The organism is Paenibacillus sp. PastF-3 (genome assembly GCF_029893135.1).
GTDB classification, from domain to species: Bacteria; Bacillota; Bacilli; order Paenibacillales; family Paenibacillaceae; genus Paenibacillus_AQ; species Paenibacillus_AQ nitricinens.
In genome coordinates, this window is the sequence record NZ_JARXWM010000001.1 from 515,831 (window position 1) to 535,049 (window position 19,219).

Annotated in this window: 14 protein-coding genes; 10 read left to right on the plus strand and 4 right to left on the minus strand. The window is 42.6% G+C overall.

The window, feature by feature from the left end:
- Window positions 1–42: 42 nt before the first annotated feature.
- The 3 genes from M2444_RS02500 to M2444_RS02510 all read left to right on the plus strand — a co-directional run bounded on the left by M2444_RS02500 (window position 43) and on the right by M2444_RS02510 (window position 6,365).
- The gene (locus M2444_RS02500) at window positions 43–2,574 is read left to right on the plus strand and encodes a GH39 family glycosyl hydrolase (protein ID WP_094874923.1); all 2,532 of its coding nucleotides are present in this window, start codon (window positions 43–45) and stop codon (window positions 2,572–2,574) included.
- A gap of 167 nt (window positions 2,575–2,741) precedes the next feature.
- On the plus strand, window positions 2,742–4,055 hold the full coding sequence (locus M2444_RS02505; RefSeq protein ID WP_280786165.1) for an MFS transporter: 1,314 nt from the start codon (window positions 2,742–2,744) through the stop codon (window positions 4,053–4,055).
- A gap of 36 nt (window positions 4,056–4,091) precedes the next feature.
- Complete coding sequence (locus tag M2444_RS02510) at window positions 4,092–6,365, plus strand: glycoside hydrolase family 3 protein (protein ID WP_280786166.1); 2,274 nt, start codon at window positions 4,092–4,094, stop codon at window positions 6,363–6,365.
- Window positions 6,366–6,413: 48 nt separating this feature from the next.
- Here the strand turns inward: M2444_RS02510 and M2444_RS02515 are convergent, their stop codons facing one another.
- Window positions 6,414–7,601 (minus strand): glycosyltransferase family 61 protein, encoded by a 1,188-nt coding sequence (locus tag M2444_RS02515; protein ID WP_280786167.1) that lies wholly within the window; start codon window positions 7,599–7,601, stop codon window positions 6,414–6,416.
- A 221-nt stretch (window positions 7,602–7,822) separates the two neighbouring features.
- Between M2444_RS02515 and M2444_RS02520 the strand changes: the two genes are divergently transcribed.
- Entirely contained in the window at window positions 7,823–8,803 is a 981-nt protein-coding gene (locus M2444_RS02520) for an aldo/keto reductase (protein ID WP_280786168.1), read from the plus strand.
- Between the two features lie 27 nt (window positions 8,804–8,830).
- The gene (locus tag M2444_RS02525) at window positions 8,831–9,178 is read left to right on the plus strand and encodes a MerR family transcriptional regulator (RefSeq protein ID WP_094874928.1); all 348 of its coding nucleotides are present in this window, start codon (window positions 8,831–8,833) and stop codon (window positions 9,176–9,178) included.
- A 41-nt stretch (window positions 9,179–9,219) separates the two neighbouring features.
- Here M2444_RS02525 and M2444_RS02530 read toward each other — a convergent pair whose 3' ends face one another.
- Complete coding sequence (locus tag M2444_RS02530) at window positions 9,220–10,083, minus strand: helix-turn-helix domain-containing protein (protein ID WP_280786169.1); 864 nt, start codon at window positions 10,081–10,083, stop codon at window positions 9,220–9,222.
- Between the two features lie 139 nt (window positions 10,084–10,222).
- Between M2444_RS02530 and M2444_RS02535 the strand changes: the two genes are divergently transcribed.
- Entirely contained in the window at window positions 10,223–11,719 is a 1,497-nt protein-coding gene (locus tag M2444_RS02535) for a glycoside hydrolase family 43 protein (protein WP_280786170.1), read from the plus strand.
- An 84-nt stretch (window positions 11,720–11,803) separates the two neighbouring features.
- Here M2444_RS02535 and M2444_RS02540 read toward each other — a convergent pair whose 3' ends face one another.
- A complete protein-coding gene (locus tag M2444_RS02540) occupies window positions 11,804–12,337 on the minus strand; it encodes an RICIN domain-containing protein (protein ID WP_280786171.1) in 534 nt (177 codons plus the stop codon).
- A 472-nt stretch (window positions 12,338–12,809) separates the two neighbouring features.
- Here M2444_RS02540 and M2444_RS02545 point away from each other — a divergent pair, with 472 nt between their 5' ends.
- Entirely contained in the window at window positions 12,810–13,703 is an 894-nt protein-coding gene (locus M2444_RS02545; protein ID WP_280786172.1) for a hypothetical protein, read from the plus strand.
- A gap of 103 nt (window positions 13,704–13,806) precedes the next feature.
- Here the strand turns inward: M2444_RS02545 and M2444_RS02550 are convergent, their stop codons facing one another.
- A complete protein-coding gene (locus tag M2444_RS02550; protein ID WP_280786173.1) occupies window positions 13,807–14,028 on the minus strand; it encodes a DUF3955 domain-containing protein in 222 nt (73 codons plus the stop codon).
- 349 nt (window positions 14,029–14,377) lie between these two features.
- Here M2444_RS02550 and M2444_RS02555 point away from each other — a divergent pair, with 349 nt between their 5' ends.
- The 3 genes from M2444_RS02555 (at window position 14,378) to M2444_RS02565 (ending at window position 19,205) form a co-directional block, all read left to right on the plus strand.
- Window positions 14,378–15,940: a response regulator transcription factor gene (locus M2444_RS02555; protein ID WP_280786174.1), complete on the plus strand. Its 1,563-nt coding sequence runs from the start codon at window positions 14,378–14,380 to the stop codon at window positions 15,938–15,940.
- Entirely contained in the window at window positions 15,933–17,729 is a 1,797-nt protein-coding gene (locus M2444_RS02560) for a sensor histidine kinase (RefSeq protein WP_094874934.1), read from the plus strand. Before M2444_RS02555 ends, M2444_RS02560 begins: the two co-directional genes overlap by 8 nt.
- 165 nt (window positions 17,730–17,894) lie before the next feature.
- The gene (locus M2444_RS02565; protein WP_280786175.1) at window positions 17,895–19,205 is read left to right on the plus strand and encodes an ABC transporter substrate-binding protein; all 1,311 of its coding nucleotides are present in this window, start codon (window positions 17,895–17,897) and stop codon (window positions 19,203–19,205) included.
- Window positions 19,206–19,219: the final 14 nt, after the last annotated feature.

Below are 19,219 nucleotides of genomic sequence, written 5' to 3' on the forward strand. Positions count from 1 at the left end.
TTGTATGCTACAACAAGATAATGTAAACAAGGAAGTGATTATGTGAGCCATTCCAGCTATGAGCAGCTTGAGACAGAAGGCAAACTACCGTTTGATGTTTCTTTACATAGCGTCAGCTTTGTGCCGAATCATTGGCATACGAGTGTGGAGCTGATTTTTGTGCTGTCTGGTAATCTAGAGGTTTCTACCGGAAACCGTCAATATAGGCTTAAAGAAGGGGATATGCTACTCATTAACCAGTGTTACGTGCATGAGGTTATCGGATTAGATGAGAATATCATCGCTACCTTTCAAATCCCTACAACCTATCTTAAGCAGCACATCCACAATGTGGAGAAGATCAGCTTTGAATGTTATTCTGCAGAAGCCGGTCCTGAGAAGCAAAATGGCTTAGATAACATGCGTCAGCTCATGGCTGAAATGGTACAGCTGAAATACAAAGGTGGGGAAGCCTATGAACTGGAGATGGAAGCACGTATGCTTGGGTTATTCTCTGTTTTGGTCAAACAGTTCAAGCTGCCAAATTCCGGCGAAGCGATGAATATAAAATATATGGAACGAATGATGAGCATCATCACTTATATAGATGAACATTATAAAGACCCGGTGTCGCTGCAGATAATCGCGGAACGAGAGTATTTGTCGGTGCCGTATTTATCCAAATTTTTTAGCGAGAATATTGGGGTCAACTTCCAGACGTACTTAACCAGCATTCGTTTAAAAAATACCGTAGAAGCCCTTTTAAGAGATCAAGAGCATTCCCTTGCTGAACTGGCACTTGAGCAGGGCTTTCCAAACGCGAAATCTTTTTACGCTGCATTCAAAAGCCGATATCATATCACACCACATGAATATCGCAAAAAATATCGGCCGCAAACTCACTCGAAACAGGAAGGTTCTACTTCCGGATACTTAGCGTTTAATCAATCCAGCGCACTGGGCATTATTCGGCAATTCCTCCGGCGTAGTCAGTCGCACCAGCTTGAACCCGTGCATCCGGTTGTTCAGCTGTCTGCGAGCATTTCGTTAGACAGGATTCAGCGGCAAATTCAGCATAGCTGGAAAAATATTATTACAATCAGTAAAGCAAATGAAGGACTTCAAAGTGATGTACAAGCTCATTTGAAATATGTACAAGAGCGGTGTCCGTTTCGCTATTTACGTTTTCATGGAATTTTTGATGATTCAATGATGGTGTACCGGGAGGATCACGAAGGGCAGGCACATTATAATTTTCGCTTTGTAGATCAGTTGTTTGATTTTTTGTTATCGATCGGCTTGAAACCTTTTATAGAACTGGGCTTTATGCCTTTTGATCTCGCAGTAGACAGCAGTAAACATGTATTTTATGAAAAGAGTTACGTGAGTCCACCTAAATCCATGGACCGTTGGTGTGAATTGGTTGATCGCTTTATTCGCCATTGTCTCAGTCGGTACGGTCTAGAAGAGGTGGAAAGCTGGAGGTTTGAATTCTGGAATGAACCGGAATATGGATTGTTCTGGCCTGCGACGGAAGAAGCGTACAACGAATTGTATGCCCGAACGTTCGACACCCTCAAAGTCATCTCTCTGAACCTACAGATTGGTGCTCCTGGTAGAATTATTACGCTGAACTCCAATGCGTTTTGTGAACAGTTTTTCGCATTCTGCAAAGAACGGGGTTGTCTTCCTGATTTTATCCCGTTACATTTTTATCCGCATGAGGACATGGATGATCTGCTTAGTAACAATTGGGGGCAAAAAGAACTATCAAGTGAAAAAGAAATGTCTCCCCTGACAGTAGAGGGGTTCAACAAAGTGTCCCCAAACCCTGACTATTTGAAGGAATCACTGGAGCGTGAAATCGGGCTGCTCGCTGAGTTAGGACTTAGCGGACTAGAGCTATATTTAACCGAATGGAATTCAACAGCATTTCATCGTGAATTGACCAATGACACATTATATAAAGCTGCATATATCGTAAAGAATATCATCGAAAATCTCGACAGCATCAGTGGGTTCGGATATTGGGTACTGAGTGACAATATTGAAGAAACAGCGGCTTCATCCCGGATGTTTCATGGTGGGCTTGGACTTATGACTCAGTATGGAATTCCAAAAGCAGCTATGCATGCCTATGAAATGCTCGCTAAGCTGGGGAATCGGCTAGTCGCACACGAAGAGGGTTATATCGTGACGGCTGGTAGAGGCGGTTATCAGATTCTGGCTTATAATTACTGTCACTTTGATGATTTGTACGCGCTTGGTGATACTTCATTCATTACACCTACTAGCCGTTATAGTGGCTTCAAAAACGAGAGGCTTCTTAAAGTTGAGCTCACATTAACTGGATTACCATCTGGCAGATATAAGCAAGTAAACCATACGATCAGCAGGGCACATGGCAGCAGCTTTGACAAGTGGGTAGAGATGGGGGCTCCAACCGTTCTGACTGCAGAGGACACTGCTTATCTAAAAGCTGCCTCTATTCCAGGCAGACAGATTCAGCTTCTTGAAGTAGGTGAAGAGCTTTCTGTTGTCATTAGAATGGAACCTCATAGCGTAGAACTCATTGAGCTGACTCCATTGTTTTGAGAAAATGAGTCAATTTTTAAGCTTCATTTTGATAAAGATTTTTGAAACGCTTTCATTTAGATTAAAAATAAACCTAAAAGTGTGTAATTGACTACCTCTCCTGTAAGAGGTGGTTTATTTTATAATCTAATTGTAAACGTTTTCTAAAAGGATGAGGAGGAATTACAATGACTGGAGCATCGATTAAAGGGCAGGTTCTCACCCCTTTTCGTAGATTGACCTTTGGTATTCTGCTTGGTTACGGCATGATGATGCTGGCACTGATGACACCTGCCACCTTGCTGCTGACCTTTAAAATGATTGAAGTGGATCCGAATGGTTACACCTCTTCCTATGGACTGGTTGCAGGAATTGGCGCAATCTTTGCACTTATCGGAAATCCGATTGGCGGTGCACTCAGTGACCGAACCCATCTTTCGTTCGGACGGCGGCGCACGTGGATTATCCTTGGTCCACTAGTTGGCTGTACAGCGCTGGTATGTACTGGTTTCGCCAACGAGCCTTGGCAGATCATGATTAGCTGGGCAGTCGCACAATTTTTCTTCAATGTAGGGATGGCAGCCTATACAGCGCTTATTCCAGACCAAGTATCTCAGGAAAAACAAGGGACAATCTCCGGATTAATCGGTCTCACTATTCCAATCGCTATGACGGTAGGGATGATCATGATGACAGTGATGACCTCAGTTTCTTCAGAAATTAAGTGGCTTTTGCTCGGAGTAATCGGCATCATAGGTCCACTCCTCAGTACGTTGATTATTAAAGAAGGTAAAGTAGAACTTGTTCCCAAGACAAATAATCAAATATCGCTGGGTAAGAAGCTGAGTACGATTTTTCCTAGTCCACGCAAATTCCCGGAATTCTCTTGGGCTTTCGTATCCAAGTTCCTGATCATGATGGGATATTGTAGCACTTTATACCTCACAGTCATGCTGGTAAACCGGATGGGACTTACGGAAGAGCTGGCTACCGCAAAGGTTGCTACGATTAATATCGTTATGCTAGTGGGTGTTGCAATTACAAGTATCTTCGGTGGGGTGTTGTCAGATAAATTTGGTAAGCAAAAAACATTCCTGATCGTTTCAGGGTTCATCATTGCTATTGGGGTTCTGTTGTTTGCCTTTGTGCCAAGTTATGCGGCCTACATTGCCGGAGCTGCAGTGATCGGATTGGGCTTTGGCTGCTTCTCAGCCGTAGATATGGCACTCGTTGCACGGATTCTTCCAAGTAAAGAGGATTCAGCCAAAGACTTTGGGATTATGAACGTAGCTAATGCGTTGCCTCAGTCCATTGTTCCAGCAATTGCTCCCGTGCTGTTAGGCATTGGCAGCTGGACCTTCTTTTATATCTTCCTTGCCGTCTGCACCATATTCGGTATGCTGGCAGTGAAGCCACTTCCAGAAGTGGGAACAGAGAAAAGAGCTCAAACTGCTGAACTGACGGCTGTCGAAACACAATCACAAAAAGCCAATTTGGTCTAAGAAAAAACAAACAAGAAAACAGTGGAGGGAAACCAAATGAATCAGAGAGAGACTATTAAAACTAAAAGCCATCATACCATTTCTTACGTAAGCAATAAGGGCGGTCCAACCTTGGGTTATTCCCCTGAATCTGGAGTGCAGATTCTCCAGCAGGACGGACTGTTCTTCAAAGATTTAAATCGTAATGGCAAGCTGGATAAATATGAGGACTGGCGATTGACGCCACAAGAGCGGGCTGAAGATTTGGCTTCACAGATGAGTATTGAACAAATTGCTGGACTCATGCTGTATAGTCGTCATCAATCCATCCCAGCACTTAGTAGCAGCTGGTTCTCAGGAACGTATAACGGTAAATCCTATGAGGAGAGCGGAGCCAAGCCATGGGAGCTTACCGATGAACAGCTGGCATTTCTGGCACAGGACCATCTAAGACATATTCTGGTGACCACAGTGGAAACTCCGGAAATTGCCGCCCTGTGGAACAACCAGGTACAAGCATTTGCAGAAGGAAGCGGTCTAGGGATTCCAGCCAACAACAGCTCCGACCCTCGCCATGGCTCAGATTCAAGCTCGGAGTTCAATGCTGGAGCTGGTGGACAAATCTCCATGTGGCCGGAGACGCTGGGTCTTGCGGCTACCTTCGATCCGAAGATCACTTTTCAGTTCGGGCAAGTTGCCTCGCGTGAGTATCGCGCACTGGGTCTAGGTACGGCGCTATCGCCGCAAATAGATATAGCTACAGATCCGCGATGGTTTCGCTTTAACGGCACATTTGGTGAGGATTCTAAGTTATCTGCTGACATGGCAAGAGCCTATGTCGACGGCTTCCAGAGCTCGGAAGATGAGCGGGAGATTCACGAAGGCTGGGGATATGATAGTGTGAACGCTATGGTAAAACATTGGCCTGGCGGTGGTTCCGGGGAAGGCGGAAGGGATGCGCATTATGCTTGCGGCAAGTATGCCGTCTATCCGGGCGGTAACTTTGAAGAACATCTTATTCCTTTTACAGAAGGAGCTTTTAAGCTGGATGGCCCAACCAAGCAGTCTTCAGCTGTCATGCCATATTACACAATTTCTACAGATCAAGATCAGTTGAACGGGGAGAATGTCGGAAATTCTTATAATTCCTATCTTATTACCGATCTGCTTCGGGAAAAATACGGTTACGATGGTGTTGTGTGCACAGATTGGCTCATTACAGCAGACGAATCAGATAGTAAGGATTCCTTTCTCAGTGGTAAACCTTGGGGAGTGGAGGGTAGGTCCGTCGCAGAACGGCATTACAAGCTCTTGATGGCAGGCGTTGACCAATTCGGCGGCAACAATGAGATGGAGCCAGTCCTTGAAGCATACCGAATGGGAGTAGCTGAGCATGGAGAGGTATGGATGCGGAATCGCTTTGAGCGGTCAGCTGTTCGGCTTCTACTTAATATTTTCCGTCTGGGTCTCTTCGAGAACCCGTATTTAAAGCCTGAGGCGAGCGCTCAGATTGTTGGGAATCCGGCGTTTATGCAATCAGGCTATGATGCACAGCTGAAGTCGATCGTGCTGCTGAAGAACAAAAATCGGGTATTGCCGTTGGTAGCGAAACAAACCGTATTTATTCCGAAGCGTTATACTCCAGCAGGAAAGGATTGGTTCGGCAACCCAACGCCCGAAAAGACAGAATATCCGGTGAACCTGGAGGTTGTGTCTAAATATTATCATGTGACAGATCAGCCGGATAAAGCAGATTTTGCTCTCGTCATCATAAGCAGTCCCAAATCAGGAGTAGGCTTTAGTCAGGAAGATTCTGATCAAGGCGGTAACGGCTACGTGCCAATCAGCTTGCAGTATAGACCGTACACTGCGGAACATGCTCGGGAGCAGAGCTTAGCTGGAGATGCGCGGGATAACGATGTACTTAACCGTTCTTATAAAGGAAAAACCGTTGTTACGCATAATGAGAGCGATCTGGATCATGTCCTGGAAGCTCGCAAGCTGATGAAAGACAAACCGGTAATTGTGTCAATGTTGCTGTCCAATCCTTCGGTTGTTGCAGAATTTGAGGGAGAGGCTGATGTTATCCTTGTTAACTTTGGGTTGCAGGATCAAGCACTTATGGAGGTTTTAACGGGTGCGGAGGAGCCTTCTGGATTGCTTCCAGTACAAATGCCATCAGGTATGCAAACGGTAGAAGAGCAGCTGGAAGATGTGGCGCGTGACATGGAATGTCATGTGGATTCAGAAGGACATGTATATGATTTTGCCTTTGGAATGAATTGGAATGGTGTTATAGAGGATGCAAGAACGAAAAATTACCGGAAATAAGAACCGTTCTGCGGAAAAATAAAAGCGAAGCACCGCCTGAAGAATTTATCAGGCGGTGCTTTGTGGATCTATCGGATTTCCGATAATGGAGCTATAAATTCCTGTAACCGATCCTGCCAAATGCAAAATCTGCTTCAGACGATCCATATCCACATAGATATCTTCGAATCCCGGAAAACGAATAGCAGGATCTGGCCAGCCTTGACCATACATCATGTAATAATCAAGAGCGTTATGGTTGCTGATCATCCAATACGTTGGAACGACATGCTGTTTATGAACAATTTCGATAACTTGTGTTCCAGGTTGACAAAACGCCAAATTGGCTAGTCCAGCGCCATGCGCTCCCAAGATTAGCTTAGCCGAAGCGAATAACTGGATTTGCTGTGCAACCGTCCAATCCTCAAGGTGAATAGGTTGAATGCTATATTCTTCAAGGCAGCGTATAACTTCCTCTTCATTGACCAAGCGCCTGGTGCTTGCTTTGTTTCGAGAAATATAAATGCGCTCAGGTGTAGCGAGTGTTGATTCCCTATGAGGTAGTAATAATTTACGTAGCGTATCCGTGGTCCACGGGGGATAGTGGGAATTCATCATCAAAGAAGGGATAAGTAGCTGATCAGCTTCAAAGAAAGCTTCAGGATTTGTCCGGATTACTGAAGACTCTGATATCCCGAGCATAGCCCAGGTTTGTTCCACAAATGGTCCATATGGATTTGGATTCATGAGGATGGAGGTATAAGGAATTCCACTCATTTTGAGCATCGCCAACCTAGGGAGCACATCATACAACCAGTGGAAATAGTTATAGCTTCCGCAAAACGTCAACACAGCCACAGTTCCTTCTAAATATTGAAGTTTTGGATCATTCCACCGGTGGAATACAGGGTGTTCCTCTGCTTCTAGCATTCTATTTTGCATGGCGTCATATTCCTGTGACAGATCAAAGATCAGCTTTCCTTCCGGAGATAGAACAGCACCAGATTCTCCCCATACCCTTCCACTCGAGATAGTGGCTACGTATCCGCCAATAGGCTGTAAACAATAAGGTGTCAGTGCAGGATGAATGCTCGATTCAGTGCTTTTAGGAGCAATGAAATGGGCAGCTCTACCGAAATCAAAGGGAATAACCTGTCCAGCTTCATGGATAGTTCTTTTTTGTCCCCATTCTGCTTCAAGTTCCAAGATGCTCCGGTAATATCCAGAGGGCGTTCCCCCGTTCACAGAAAAACTCATCGTTTCACCTCTTTTGGCCAAGTAGAACTCTAGAAACATCATTAAGCTATTCTATGGAACAAAGAACTTAACGACACCATTCCTTCTGAAAAGGGCGAGTGAACAGCGTTAAAAGCAGTCAACTTTATAAATAGCTTGACTTGGAGTGAACTCCAAGTGAAATAATAACAGATAACTGCTAGTGAACCTTACCTTCTATTGAAAGAGAGGAATCATTGTAAATGGACTATGTGAAACTTGGCAATACTGGCTTAGAAGTATCCCGGCTGTGTCTTGGCTGTATGAGCTATGGGGTAGCAGAACGCTGGATCCATCAGTGGGTGCTTGATGAGGAGCAGAGTCGGCTGATCATAAAAAAAGCTCTAGAGCTCGGAATTAACTTTTTTGATACGGCTAATGTGTATTCTGACGGAACGAGTGAGGCGATTCTTGGACGGGCACTCAAGGATTATGCTAATCGAGATGAAATTGTCCTGGCCACTAAAGTTTATAATCGTATGCATGAAGGACCCAATGGTGCCGGACTTTCCCGAAAAGCAATTATGAGTGAAATCGATAAGAGTCTAAAAAGATTGGGAACAGACTATGTGGATTTGTACCAGATTCATCGCTGGGATTATCACACACCTATCGAGGAAACGATGGAGGCACTTCATGATGTGGTTAAGGCGGGAAAGGCAAGATATATTGGTGCTTCTGCAATGTATGCTTGGCAATTTCAGAAAGCTTTATATGTAGCGGAGAAGAATGGCTGGACCCGGTTTGTATCCATGCAGAATCACCTCAACCTTATCTACCGTGAAGAAGAGCGCGAGATGTTACCACTTTGTAAGGAAGAAAAAATTGGTGTTATTCCGTATAGTCCGTTGGCCTCCGGTAGATTAACTCGCGACTGGACAGTATCAACACATCGTTCAGAGACCGATCAAATACAAAAATCCAAATATGATGGAACTGCAGATGCTGATCGTTTAGTTGTGGAGCGGGTAGCTGCAATTGCCGAAAAGCATGGTGTTCCGCGGATTCATATTGCTCTTGCATGGTTGCTTCAAAAAGAACCGGTAACTGCTCCAATTATTGGTGCTACGAAAATGTCTTATCTCGAAGATGCTGTAGGAGCGTTATCCATTACGTTAACACCTCAAGAAATTACGTTCTTGGAAGAACCCTATACACCGCATCCAATCATTGGTTTTAATTAATATTGAGGATCGGAGGATAATGAAAGTATGACCATTACAGAAGTAAGTGGAAAATTTAATCTTACGCCGGATACGCTCCGCTATTATGAACGCATCGGTATTATTCCACACGTGAATCGCAATAAAAGTGGAAATAGAGATTATTCGGAAGAAGACTGCAGGTGGATTGAACATATCAAGTGTATGCGAGGCATTGGGCTTCCTGTTGAAATCTTGATTAAGTATGTCGAGCTGTATAGACAGGGCGATGAGGCTAATCATGCTAGAGTAGAACTCTTGATTGATCAGCGGAAGCAGCTTTTATCTAGAATGGAAGAGATGAACAGAGTAATGGAACGGATGGATGCAAAAATTGAACGATTGAGTAAACAATAAGTCCTCTTTTGAGGGCTTATTGTTGTGTTAAGGATGTTCTTTTATAGATTCTTCCGATAAGCTTTGGGAGACATACCGTAGGTTTTGGTGAATTGTCGTGTAAAGTAATTGCTATCGCTAAACCCGCTTTCATGTGAGATCTGAGTAATACTGAAGTCAGAATGCTTCAACAAGCTGCAAGCCCGTTCCAGACGCAATCGATGGAGATAGGAAATAGGAGTCGTTTGATAGTAAGAGCGAAAGATCCGGTTTAAGTGTCTAACGGATACCCCTGAGTGTGCGGCGATTTGATCCAGCGACAACGCTTCAAGATAATGGTCTTCCATAAAAGAGAGCGACTTCGCTAAATGTATTAGGTGATTATCCAGGCTGCCTTTATCCTGTTTTTCATAATGCCTTGATAAATAGACAACCAGCTCCATAAATCGTGAGACGAGCAAAGTCTGATATCCTTGAAGTTTGTGGCTATATTCTTCAATCATACCGGCAATGAGTGTAGTGACAAATTCCAGCATGGGAATTGGCAAGCTTAGTTTACTTGTGTAGGCGTGTTTATGACGATACAACGGCTCCAATACAAACAGCGCCTGAAAGCCGTTCGAAGTTCGCAGATCTGATCCAGCTGTCGACAGCATTTCAGGCTTGTACATAATATTACAGATCTTAAAATCCTGAGGATCTTTAAAAGCATGCGGGGTTGAACCATTAATAACAAAGACATTCCCCTTTTTGATGAATGATTCTTCGGTATTCACAATATGAGTAGCAGTACCACTCAAGACAATCACGAGCTCTGAAAAGTCCACATGTCTATGAAGGTCAGTATCATTGTCGTGGAAGCCGTATTGAATAAAAAATGGGAATTTCTGATCTGATGTAAACCAATTTAAATAAAATTCGCTCAATCCGTAACCCTCCAAAAGAATGTCTAGATGAATGTCTATATCATGCTATTTTACGACTGGATAATCAAGGTTTATCGTTTAGCTAGTGGAGTATAATCCTTGACATAGATGCAAATGTTCAATAAAAGGAGAATGCTTCATGAAATATAACAATCCGATATTACCAGGTTTTTATCCAGATCCAAGCATTTGCAGAGTAGGCGAGGATTACTTTTTGGTTAACAGTTCATTTGCTTACTCTCCGGGAATACCTATTTGGCATAGTAAAGATTTAGTCCATTGGAAGCAGCTCGGATATTGCTTAACGCGTGATTCCCAGCTTCAATTTGATACTTCGGTCGTGTCTGGAGGGGTGTGGGCACCAACCATTCGTCATCATAACGGTCGATTCTACATGGTGACGACAAATCAGGATAGCGGTGGACACTTTTACGTTTGGACGGTAGACCCAGCAGGTGAGTGGTCGGATCCTATTTACGTGGATCAGGAAGGGATTGATCCCTCCTTATTTTTTGACGGTGGAAAAGTGTATTTTACAAGCACTGGCACCAAAGATGGTATGGGAATCTACCAATGTGAGATTGATATTGAAACGGGCCATAAGCTGAGCGATTCTCGCTTAATATGGACAGGCAGTGGCGGTAAATTTCCTGAAGGACCACATCTTTATAATATAAATGGCTACTATTATTTAATGTGTGCTGAAGGCGGGACAGAATATGGACATATGGAGACCATAGCAAGAAGTAAATCACCCTATGGACCCTTTGAATCCTCTCCCTGGAATCCCATTTTGACTCACCGGAGCTCGGATTACCCTATTCAAGCTACGGGACATGGCGATCTGGTAGAAGCACAGGATGGCAGCTGGTGGGCGGTATTGTTAGGGATACGACCAGTAGGATATCCATATCGACATCATCTTGGTAGAGAGACATTCCTTGCTCCGGTCCATTGGAGTGAAGATGGATGGCCGATGATTGGAGATCACGGTGTTGTTGGATTAGAAATGGAAGCTGACACTCCACCACCAGTGCTATGGGAAAAGGAGCCTGAGACCGATGATTTTAATCGATCTGATTTAAGAATGAGCTGGAACTTTATCCGCAATGCTAAAAAAGTCGATTGGTCTTTGCAAGAGCGACCAGGGTGGCTAGCATTATATGGAGCGAATGCGAGATTAAGCGAACAGGGAACGCCTGCATTTATTGGCTGTAGACAGCGCCACTTGGATTGTGAAATCTCTACTAAAATGGAATTCAACCCACTAGATGGTGATGAAGCAGGTCTTGTTGTGTTTATGGATCGGATGTATCACTACGCAATCGGGCTAACCCAGGTAGAGGGTGAAAATGTGATTACGCTGCGAAGACAAGTGGGTAGCATAAGTGATGTGAAATATTCTTCTCCATTTGAAGGCACAGTCGTAGAATTGAGGATTCAAGCATTACCTGAGAAATATTTGTTCTTTTATCGAGGTGAAGATCAGTTATGGCATCCACTTGGTGAAGCGGAGACGCACTTGATCTCTACAGAAGTGGCAGGCGGATTTACCGGAGTGTTCTTTGGAATGTATAACTACTCAACCAACCGAACAATCGCATATTATGATTGGTTCCGCTATCAAAAGGAATGACAATCTAAAAATATGTTAAATTAAGAGGCGGTGCTCAGGATGTTATCCTGCACCGCCATGCCATTTCTTGTATTCGGTAACAGCTTAATTTATTGATATATACCAGTGCTGATTGTGACCGCCGTTATCACTCCATTGAATGGCCTGTCCTCCGTCGGATGTCGATTGTCCCGATATATCCAATAACTTGCCACTAGCTCGATTTTTAATTTTATACAAGTTTTTTTCACCAGTTGGAATAAGTTCCCACTGTTGGTTCCACCCGTTATTGCTCGGCCATTGAATAATACTGGCACCATCGGATGAAGACGCTCCGTTGACATCCAAAAAATCTCCGCTAGCTACGTTTATGATACTATAATATCCTGTCTCTGCAATTTCGACATTCCATTTTTGATACGATGATCCTTGATTTACGTATTGTAGGATAAGCGCACCATCCGCTTGTGGATCTCCTCCGCTGACTGACAGCACCTTATTGCTGTTTTCATTGATAATTTTGTAAGCAATTGGCACTCCAGCATGTGTTGTTGAAGGTAGTGCGAGTGATGATGCAGTTACAACTAACACAAGTGCCAATATCGTTTTCAACCCGTGCCTAATTAGAGCTCGCTTCATGGAAATACACTCCTTCTTGAATTTTATTTAATTTCTTAACTTGCGACCTGTCCATTTTAAAAACAAGTTTTATGTATACAATTTAATCACCTCCTAAATCAGTAAATATAATGCCTGTCATTTGATAGAATTTGAAAAAGGACTCTATCCTCAAAAGTAAATAGATAAAATATAATTAAATAATGGTTCATTTGCTAAGAATATACTTTAATATCAAATAATGAATCAATATGATTTTTTTCGCTATTTATATAAAAATAATACTATCAACAGCTTTAAATGAGCACATCAAAAACCAAAAAAATACTCATCGGACCATAAAAAGACACTGATACAAGTCAGTGTCTTTTTGTGGACATTTATGATATTTCACTTCTTTGTTCAGTGCTAAAGGAAATATCTTCTTGTCTACTTTTTAAGATATTCTTGGTAAGGTAAGGGGATATCAATGAATAAGAGGTGATGAGTTGTAATGATTAAGAAATACTGCTTGTTCTGTGATGAGATGGTATCCATTACATCGGAAGGTGATTACGATAGATTTTTAGGCTGTAATTGTTCTCCTGACGGGTTCTATAACTTATTGAGAGACAGCTATGAGCCTATAAATTCTCTCGCGCATCCAAAGAAACGCGATATGTTTCATGTGATATCGGCTTATATACGGGAGCTGACAGATCTTGGAGAAAAGGTCAGTTTATCGGCCGGTGATTTAGAATCCATTGTAAATTCCTCGAAAATTCCAGTGACGATTGAAGATAAAGGAAACCGTTTACTGCAATACTTATACAGACATTCTGAAGCCCCAGGGGAATCCGTTGTTATTCAGCCACTCTCCAGTAGCTATAACCTAACGTATTCACCTAATCTGCAAGAACTCGTATATATCATAGATAAGCTGATAAACGAGCAGTTTATGATCAGGGAGGGCATGACCTTTAAGCTGACGGATGAGGGATGGAATGAAGCTGCCGCAATCGCAGGAGGAAAAAAATTAAAACCCTGTATCGTTCTATTGTCAGAAGCGGAGGATTTGCACACGGAGTGGGTAGATAAGCTGCTTCCTAAAATCGAGCAGTTTGGTTATATTCCACGGCTACTAAGGCATACGTCAACGCAAAACCGTGAACCGTATTCCTTGGAGCTTATAGAGGAGAGCAAACTGATTATCGCTGATTTAACCGGCCAATCCCCTGAAGTGTATTTTACTGCAGGATATGCACTCGGGTTGAACATTCCAGTAATTTGGACTGTAAACAGCAGCGATGCTAATGATCTTTTCGTACAAGTGAAAAATATCCGTCCTATCGTTTGGGATACAGCTGAAGAGCTGGTAGTTTTACTCCAGCAGAAGTTGAGTTTATAGAGACTATGTCAAATTTAAAATGAACATCCAACGCAGAAGAAGCCGCGAAATATTGCGGCTTCTTTCTTTTTGCTATAACCGTTAATGTCCCGACACAACGCTATTACGAAATTTTTTTTCTATTATTGACGACTGACCCGAGACCTACGAATAGGAATGCTACAATACTGCAGAGAAAAAATATGTAACTAAGCGGAATTAAGAAAAAAACCGGCTCATGCAAGATTCCATCCGGTCCCACGCTTGAACCGACCATACGTGAGATCATTAAACTGATGATGCTTAATAATAATGGTGAAGCTGCTAATAGATATTTCTTTTTCATATGACATTCTCCTTTTCTTAATAACCCTATAATACACAAATCAAACTCGTAAATCAATATTAATTTATTGATAATCGATATATCATTATTGTGATTCAAATGAATTAACTTGTGCTTAGAATTTGATTTGAAAAAGGGGACTTGACCATAATTGCTGGCGAGGACTATTATTTGGTTTAAACAAATTCATGTAAGTCTCAAGGCTTTTTTGTATAGAAGGTCGCTCCAAGTAGGATGGATTGAACAGTAACAGATAAATAGAAAACGATTACATCCAATGCTTCGATAGAATGAAGGAACGGCGTTCTGATCATTGGTATGACTTTTTAACAGCTGCAAGGGGGCAGATATGAAACCAATATTTAAGATTATGATTGTGGATGACGAAATGCTGGTTAGACAGGGAATTAAACATCTTTGGGATTGGGAACAAGAAGGGTATCGAATCGTCGGTGAGGCCTCTAACGGTCTTGAAGCACTAAATATGATCGACGAGGTCAGTCCTCATATCATACTTACAGATATCGTAATGCCTGTTATGGGCGGTGAGAAACTGGTCAAGATTGTAAAGGAGAAGTATCCTCACATTGAAATCATCGTCTTAAGCAGTTTCAGTGAATACGATTACGTTCGATCCACATTTCAGAGTGGTGTTGCGGACTACATTCTAAAGCCTAAGCTAGAAGCCGATTACCTGTTGTCTATCTTAAATAAAGTTACTGCCAAAATGACAGGAATGAAGACGACTGATCAAGGTTCCAATGCTGGGGATAAACAGCTTTTGCTAGTCATCGAGAAGCTAATGACAGGTTATGAGTCTGTGGTTGAGCCCACATTGCTTCAATCGATGTTTCCTTACAGACAGTTCGCGTTTTTCGGAACGGATATGAGACATATTAAAGATTCTAGTGATAAGTTAACGTTCGCAAATGAAATCGAAAGAGGAATACAAAAGTTAGCTTTGGACGATGTTGTGTTTATTCGGCTAAAGTTTGTCAACGATTCGGTTATTTATTTACTTAATGCTAATCCGGAGCCATGGGACGAACTTGTAATTGAGCTTAGATACCTGGTCTCCGAATTGGCGCAAGGGGCAAGAGAATCGCATTTTATTATTAGTCAGAGTTTCATGGAATTTAAAAGACTTGGTGAGATTTACCGTGACAATTATTTAAAGCTTGCACGTTACAGTTTCTATTTGCCGGAACGAAACCTAATAGAAAATGATCATTTACCGGGTCTTCCAGGGGCGTACCAAGAATTAGACATCGGAGAATTAATGGAACAGCTTAGACGTAAGCAGTACCAGAAGGCATTCACAGCTTTTCTTGAAAATGTTCATCTGCGTTCGATGGATTATCGCATCGACATTTTCGAATTCAAATCGTTATTAGGGAACTTTATATTTAACGTAGCGACCACACTTGGAAAAATGAAGTATGAAATCGGTGGGCTGGAGGAAGCTAAATACGATTACTTCCGAAGAATAGATGAAGCGTTGTATGCAGGGGATGCAATAGCTGTTGCTGAAGCGTTCATTCGAGAAGTTGAGCGCACTATAGGAGAGACGAATACATCAGTTAATCCAAATATGACAATGCTAATTGATTATATTCAGGAACATTATGCAGATCCAATCACGCTTACAGAGGTAGCGAAGAAGTTCCATTTTAACGCTTCTTATCTATCCAGCTATTTTACTGCTCATAATGGTGAAGGGTTTAGTGAGTACTTAAACAAAGTTCGATTGGAAAAAGCTATGGAGCTGCTTGAGACAACAGAACATTCTATTTCCGATATCAGTGCCAGCGTGGGTTATTCAGATCAGAGTTATTTTACCAAGGTATTTAAAAAGCAGACGGGCATTTCTCCAAGCCGGTACCGGAGACGGGATGTAGAGGAGCATGATTAAAAACATCAAGAACAAGATTAGAAAGCAGGGGCTATTCCTCAAGTTATTTCTCGTTACACTTATTAGCATCGTTACAGTATCGCTCCTGACGTTGTCTATTACCATCAGCATGTCAGAGAAATTATTTCTGCAGACCTTCAGCATAACCAACGGTAAACTTCTGAACCAGATGAAGACAAACCTGGAATCTTACAACAATGTTGTAGCCACTGGTGCCACTATGATGGCTCAGAATGAAGCCATTCGAAACTACTTATCTAGCGGAGAGACGGACACAGTAAACCTCGCCATCAAAACATATCAAATGACAGAAGGCATGCGGGCAATACGTTCTAACCTCAGTGCTTTTGATGTTGGGATCATGATTGTGGGCGTGAATGGCAGGAGTTATTCAACTGATCCTTGGTATTGGTCCATTTCCGCAGAGGAACTGAAGGATCATCCGATTACGAAGGAGACCAAAGCCCATCCTGAGCAAATCTTGTACCAGCTCGATCTAAGGGATAATAAAGCGAACGGAAAAGAACCTATGTTGGTGGCTTCCAAAGCTTTATTTGATCATTCGACTGGTAGAATCTATGGCACCATGTACGTAGCCATTAGTGATCGCGATTTCAAGCCCTTTTATGCTAACTTTACGAGTGAAGGTAATGATGTTGTACTGCTAAATGAGAAGGGGTTAATTGTATCCAGTAGCAAGACTGAGATGATTGGGGTCCTCGATAAGCAATTGTTGCAAGAAGTGCAAGGTGGCGGAAAAGATGGTGAATCCACCTATTTCATGGGGAATGAACGAATTGTGTTTTCTGAATACTTACCTGAATTTGATTTTTATTTGGTGAATCTCATCGATAAGAACGCCGTGATCGGACAGATGGTAAATGCCAAAGCAGTAACCTTGACGATCATGGCTATCGTTGCGATATCGCTTATTATTGTATTTTTAATTACCCGAACAATGACGAAGTCTCTACGTGTTCTCGTTGAACAGATGTCTAGTATCCCTACAGGTGAGTTTGATAATCATGTAGATGTCGCCAATAGTAGTTATGAAGTTAAGGAGCTGGGAAACGCCTTCAATTTTATGCTTGATTCACTACAAGATTATGTTGATCGATTGATGGAGACCCAGAAGCAGCAGCGTAATGCAGAGCTCGCCGCTCTTCAAATGCAGATCAATCCCCATTTCTTATACAATACGCTGGCTTCAATCAAATTTTTGGTGCAGCAGGGTGACAAGGAAAAAGCAGCTGGAACGATAAACGCTCTAATCTCACTTCTGCAGAATACAGTCAGTGATGTTCACTCTACCATACCTGTTCGTCAAGAATTAGAGTCGCTGGAGCATTATGTATACATCAATCATGTAAGGTATGGTGAGAAGATCCGTGTGAATTTCTTTGTGGAGCCCGAGAGCTTGGATTATCATATGCCGAAGCTAATTCTTCAACCTTTTATAGAGAATGCATTCTTCCATGCATTCAATCTTAAAGATGAGGGAAGGATTCTCATCATGATTGCCGTTCAGGAAGATCAACTTGTATGTGAAGTTGTAGATAATGGCGATGGGATGGATCTTGATCCGGATTTGATGAAGGAGGAGCAGCTACCAGCATCGAAGCATAAACGTCAATTGTTCTCCGGGATCGGTATACGAAATGTAGATGACAGAATCAAATTGTTGTACGGAGAGAGCTACGGGATTAACATTTCAAGTAAACGGCATGAAGGTACGAACATCAAGATTACGCTTCCATTGGTGAATGCCAAAGATTTTACAAGAACCTAAAAATAATACCAGAGTCGATAAGAGTGGCACAACAGGACCCAATAATAACACCAAAGCTAATAAAGATACTGCCAAAGAAAACGGATACAAGATGATAAGATGGAAGCGTACTCAGGAAAACGCTTCCATCTTTATTATTTTACAGATTATAAGGGGGTTTACGTAGTGAAGAAATTATTATCCGTAATGCTGGCTAGTGTGGTTCTACTGTCGGCATGTTCCACAGGTGGAACAAAAAATGAAACGAGCAACTCTGGTAACTCCGGAGCCGAAGGTAGTACCAAGCCACAAGAGATAACAGTTTGGGCTTGGGACCCGGCGTTTAACATTGCTGCTATGAATGTTGCCAAAGATGCTTATGCAAAAGTTAATCCGGACGTAACGGTTAACGTTGTTGAGAACGCGCAAGCTGATATCGTTCAAAAGCTGAATACAGGATTAAACTCTGGTTCCACAAAGGGTTTGCCTAACATTGTATTGATCGAAGATTATCGTGCTCAGAGCTTCTTACAAGCGTATCCGGATTCTTTTTATGAATTGACGGATGTTGTAAAGGCTGCTGACTTTGCGGATTATAAGATTGGCCCTACAAGTGTAGAAGGCAAACAATACGGTGTTCCGTTTGACTCCGGCGTAACTGGTATGTATGTACGGACAGATTATCTCGAGCAAGCAGGCTACAGCCTGGATGCATTACAGGATATCGACTGGAAGCAATATATCGAGATCGGTAAAGCTGTAAAAGAGAAAACCGGCAAAAGCATGCTAACACTTGATCCAAACGATCTTGGACTTATTCGAGTGATGATTCAATCGACGGGCGCATGGTATACCGGAGATGATGGTCAGACACCGACCATAGAAGGCAACCCTGCTTTGAAAGAGGCACTGGTAATATACAAAGAAATGATGGATTCCGGTATTGTAAAAGTGATTTCAGACTGGAGCCAGTTTGTAGGCGCATTCAATGGCGGGGAAGTGGCTAGTGTACCTACAGGTAACTGGATTACACCTTCGATTAAAGCAGAAGCTTCCCAATCTGGTAAATGGGCAGTAGCTCCACTGCCTAAGTTAGGTACAACTGAAGGCTCTGTCCACGCATCCAACCTTGGAGGCAGTTCCTGGTACGTCATGAACGTAGATGGCAAAGAAGCAGCAGCAGAGTTCCTATCTAAGACTTTTGCCTCTGATGCTGAGCTGTATCAGACGTTAAATACTAAAGTAGGTGTTATCGGCACCTTGAAAGCTGCGGCGAGCGGCGAAGCATACTCAGCTGCGGATGAATTTTTCAAAGGCCAAAAGGTCGTATCAGACTTTGCAGCATGGACCGAGCAAATTCCTAACGTCAACTATGGCATGAACACTTACGCCATCGAGGACATTATGGTTGTAGCAGTACAATCTTATCTAGGTGGCAAAGATGTAGATACTGTTCTGAAAGATGCGCAGAAGCAAGCGGACACTCAAATTCGATAATCGCACTTAGGCTG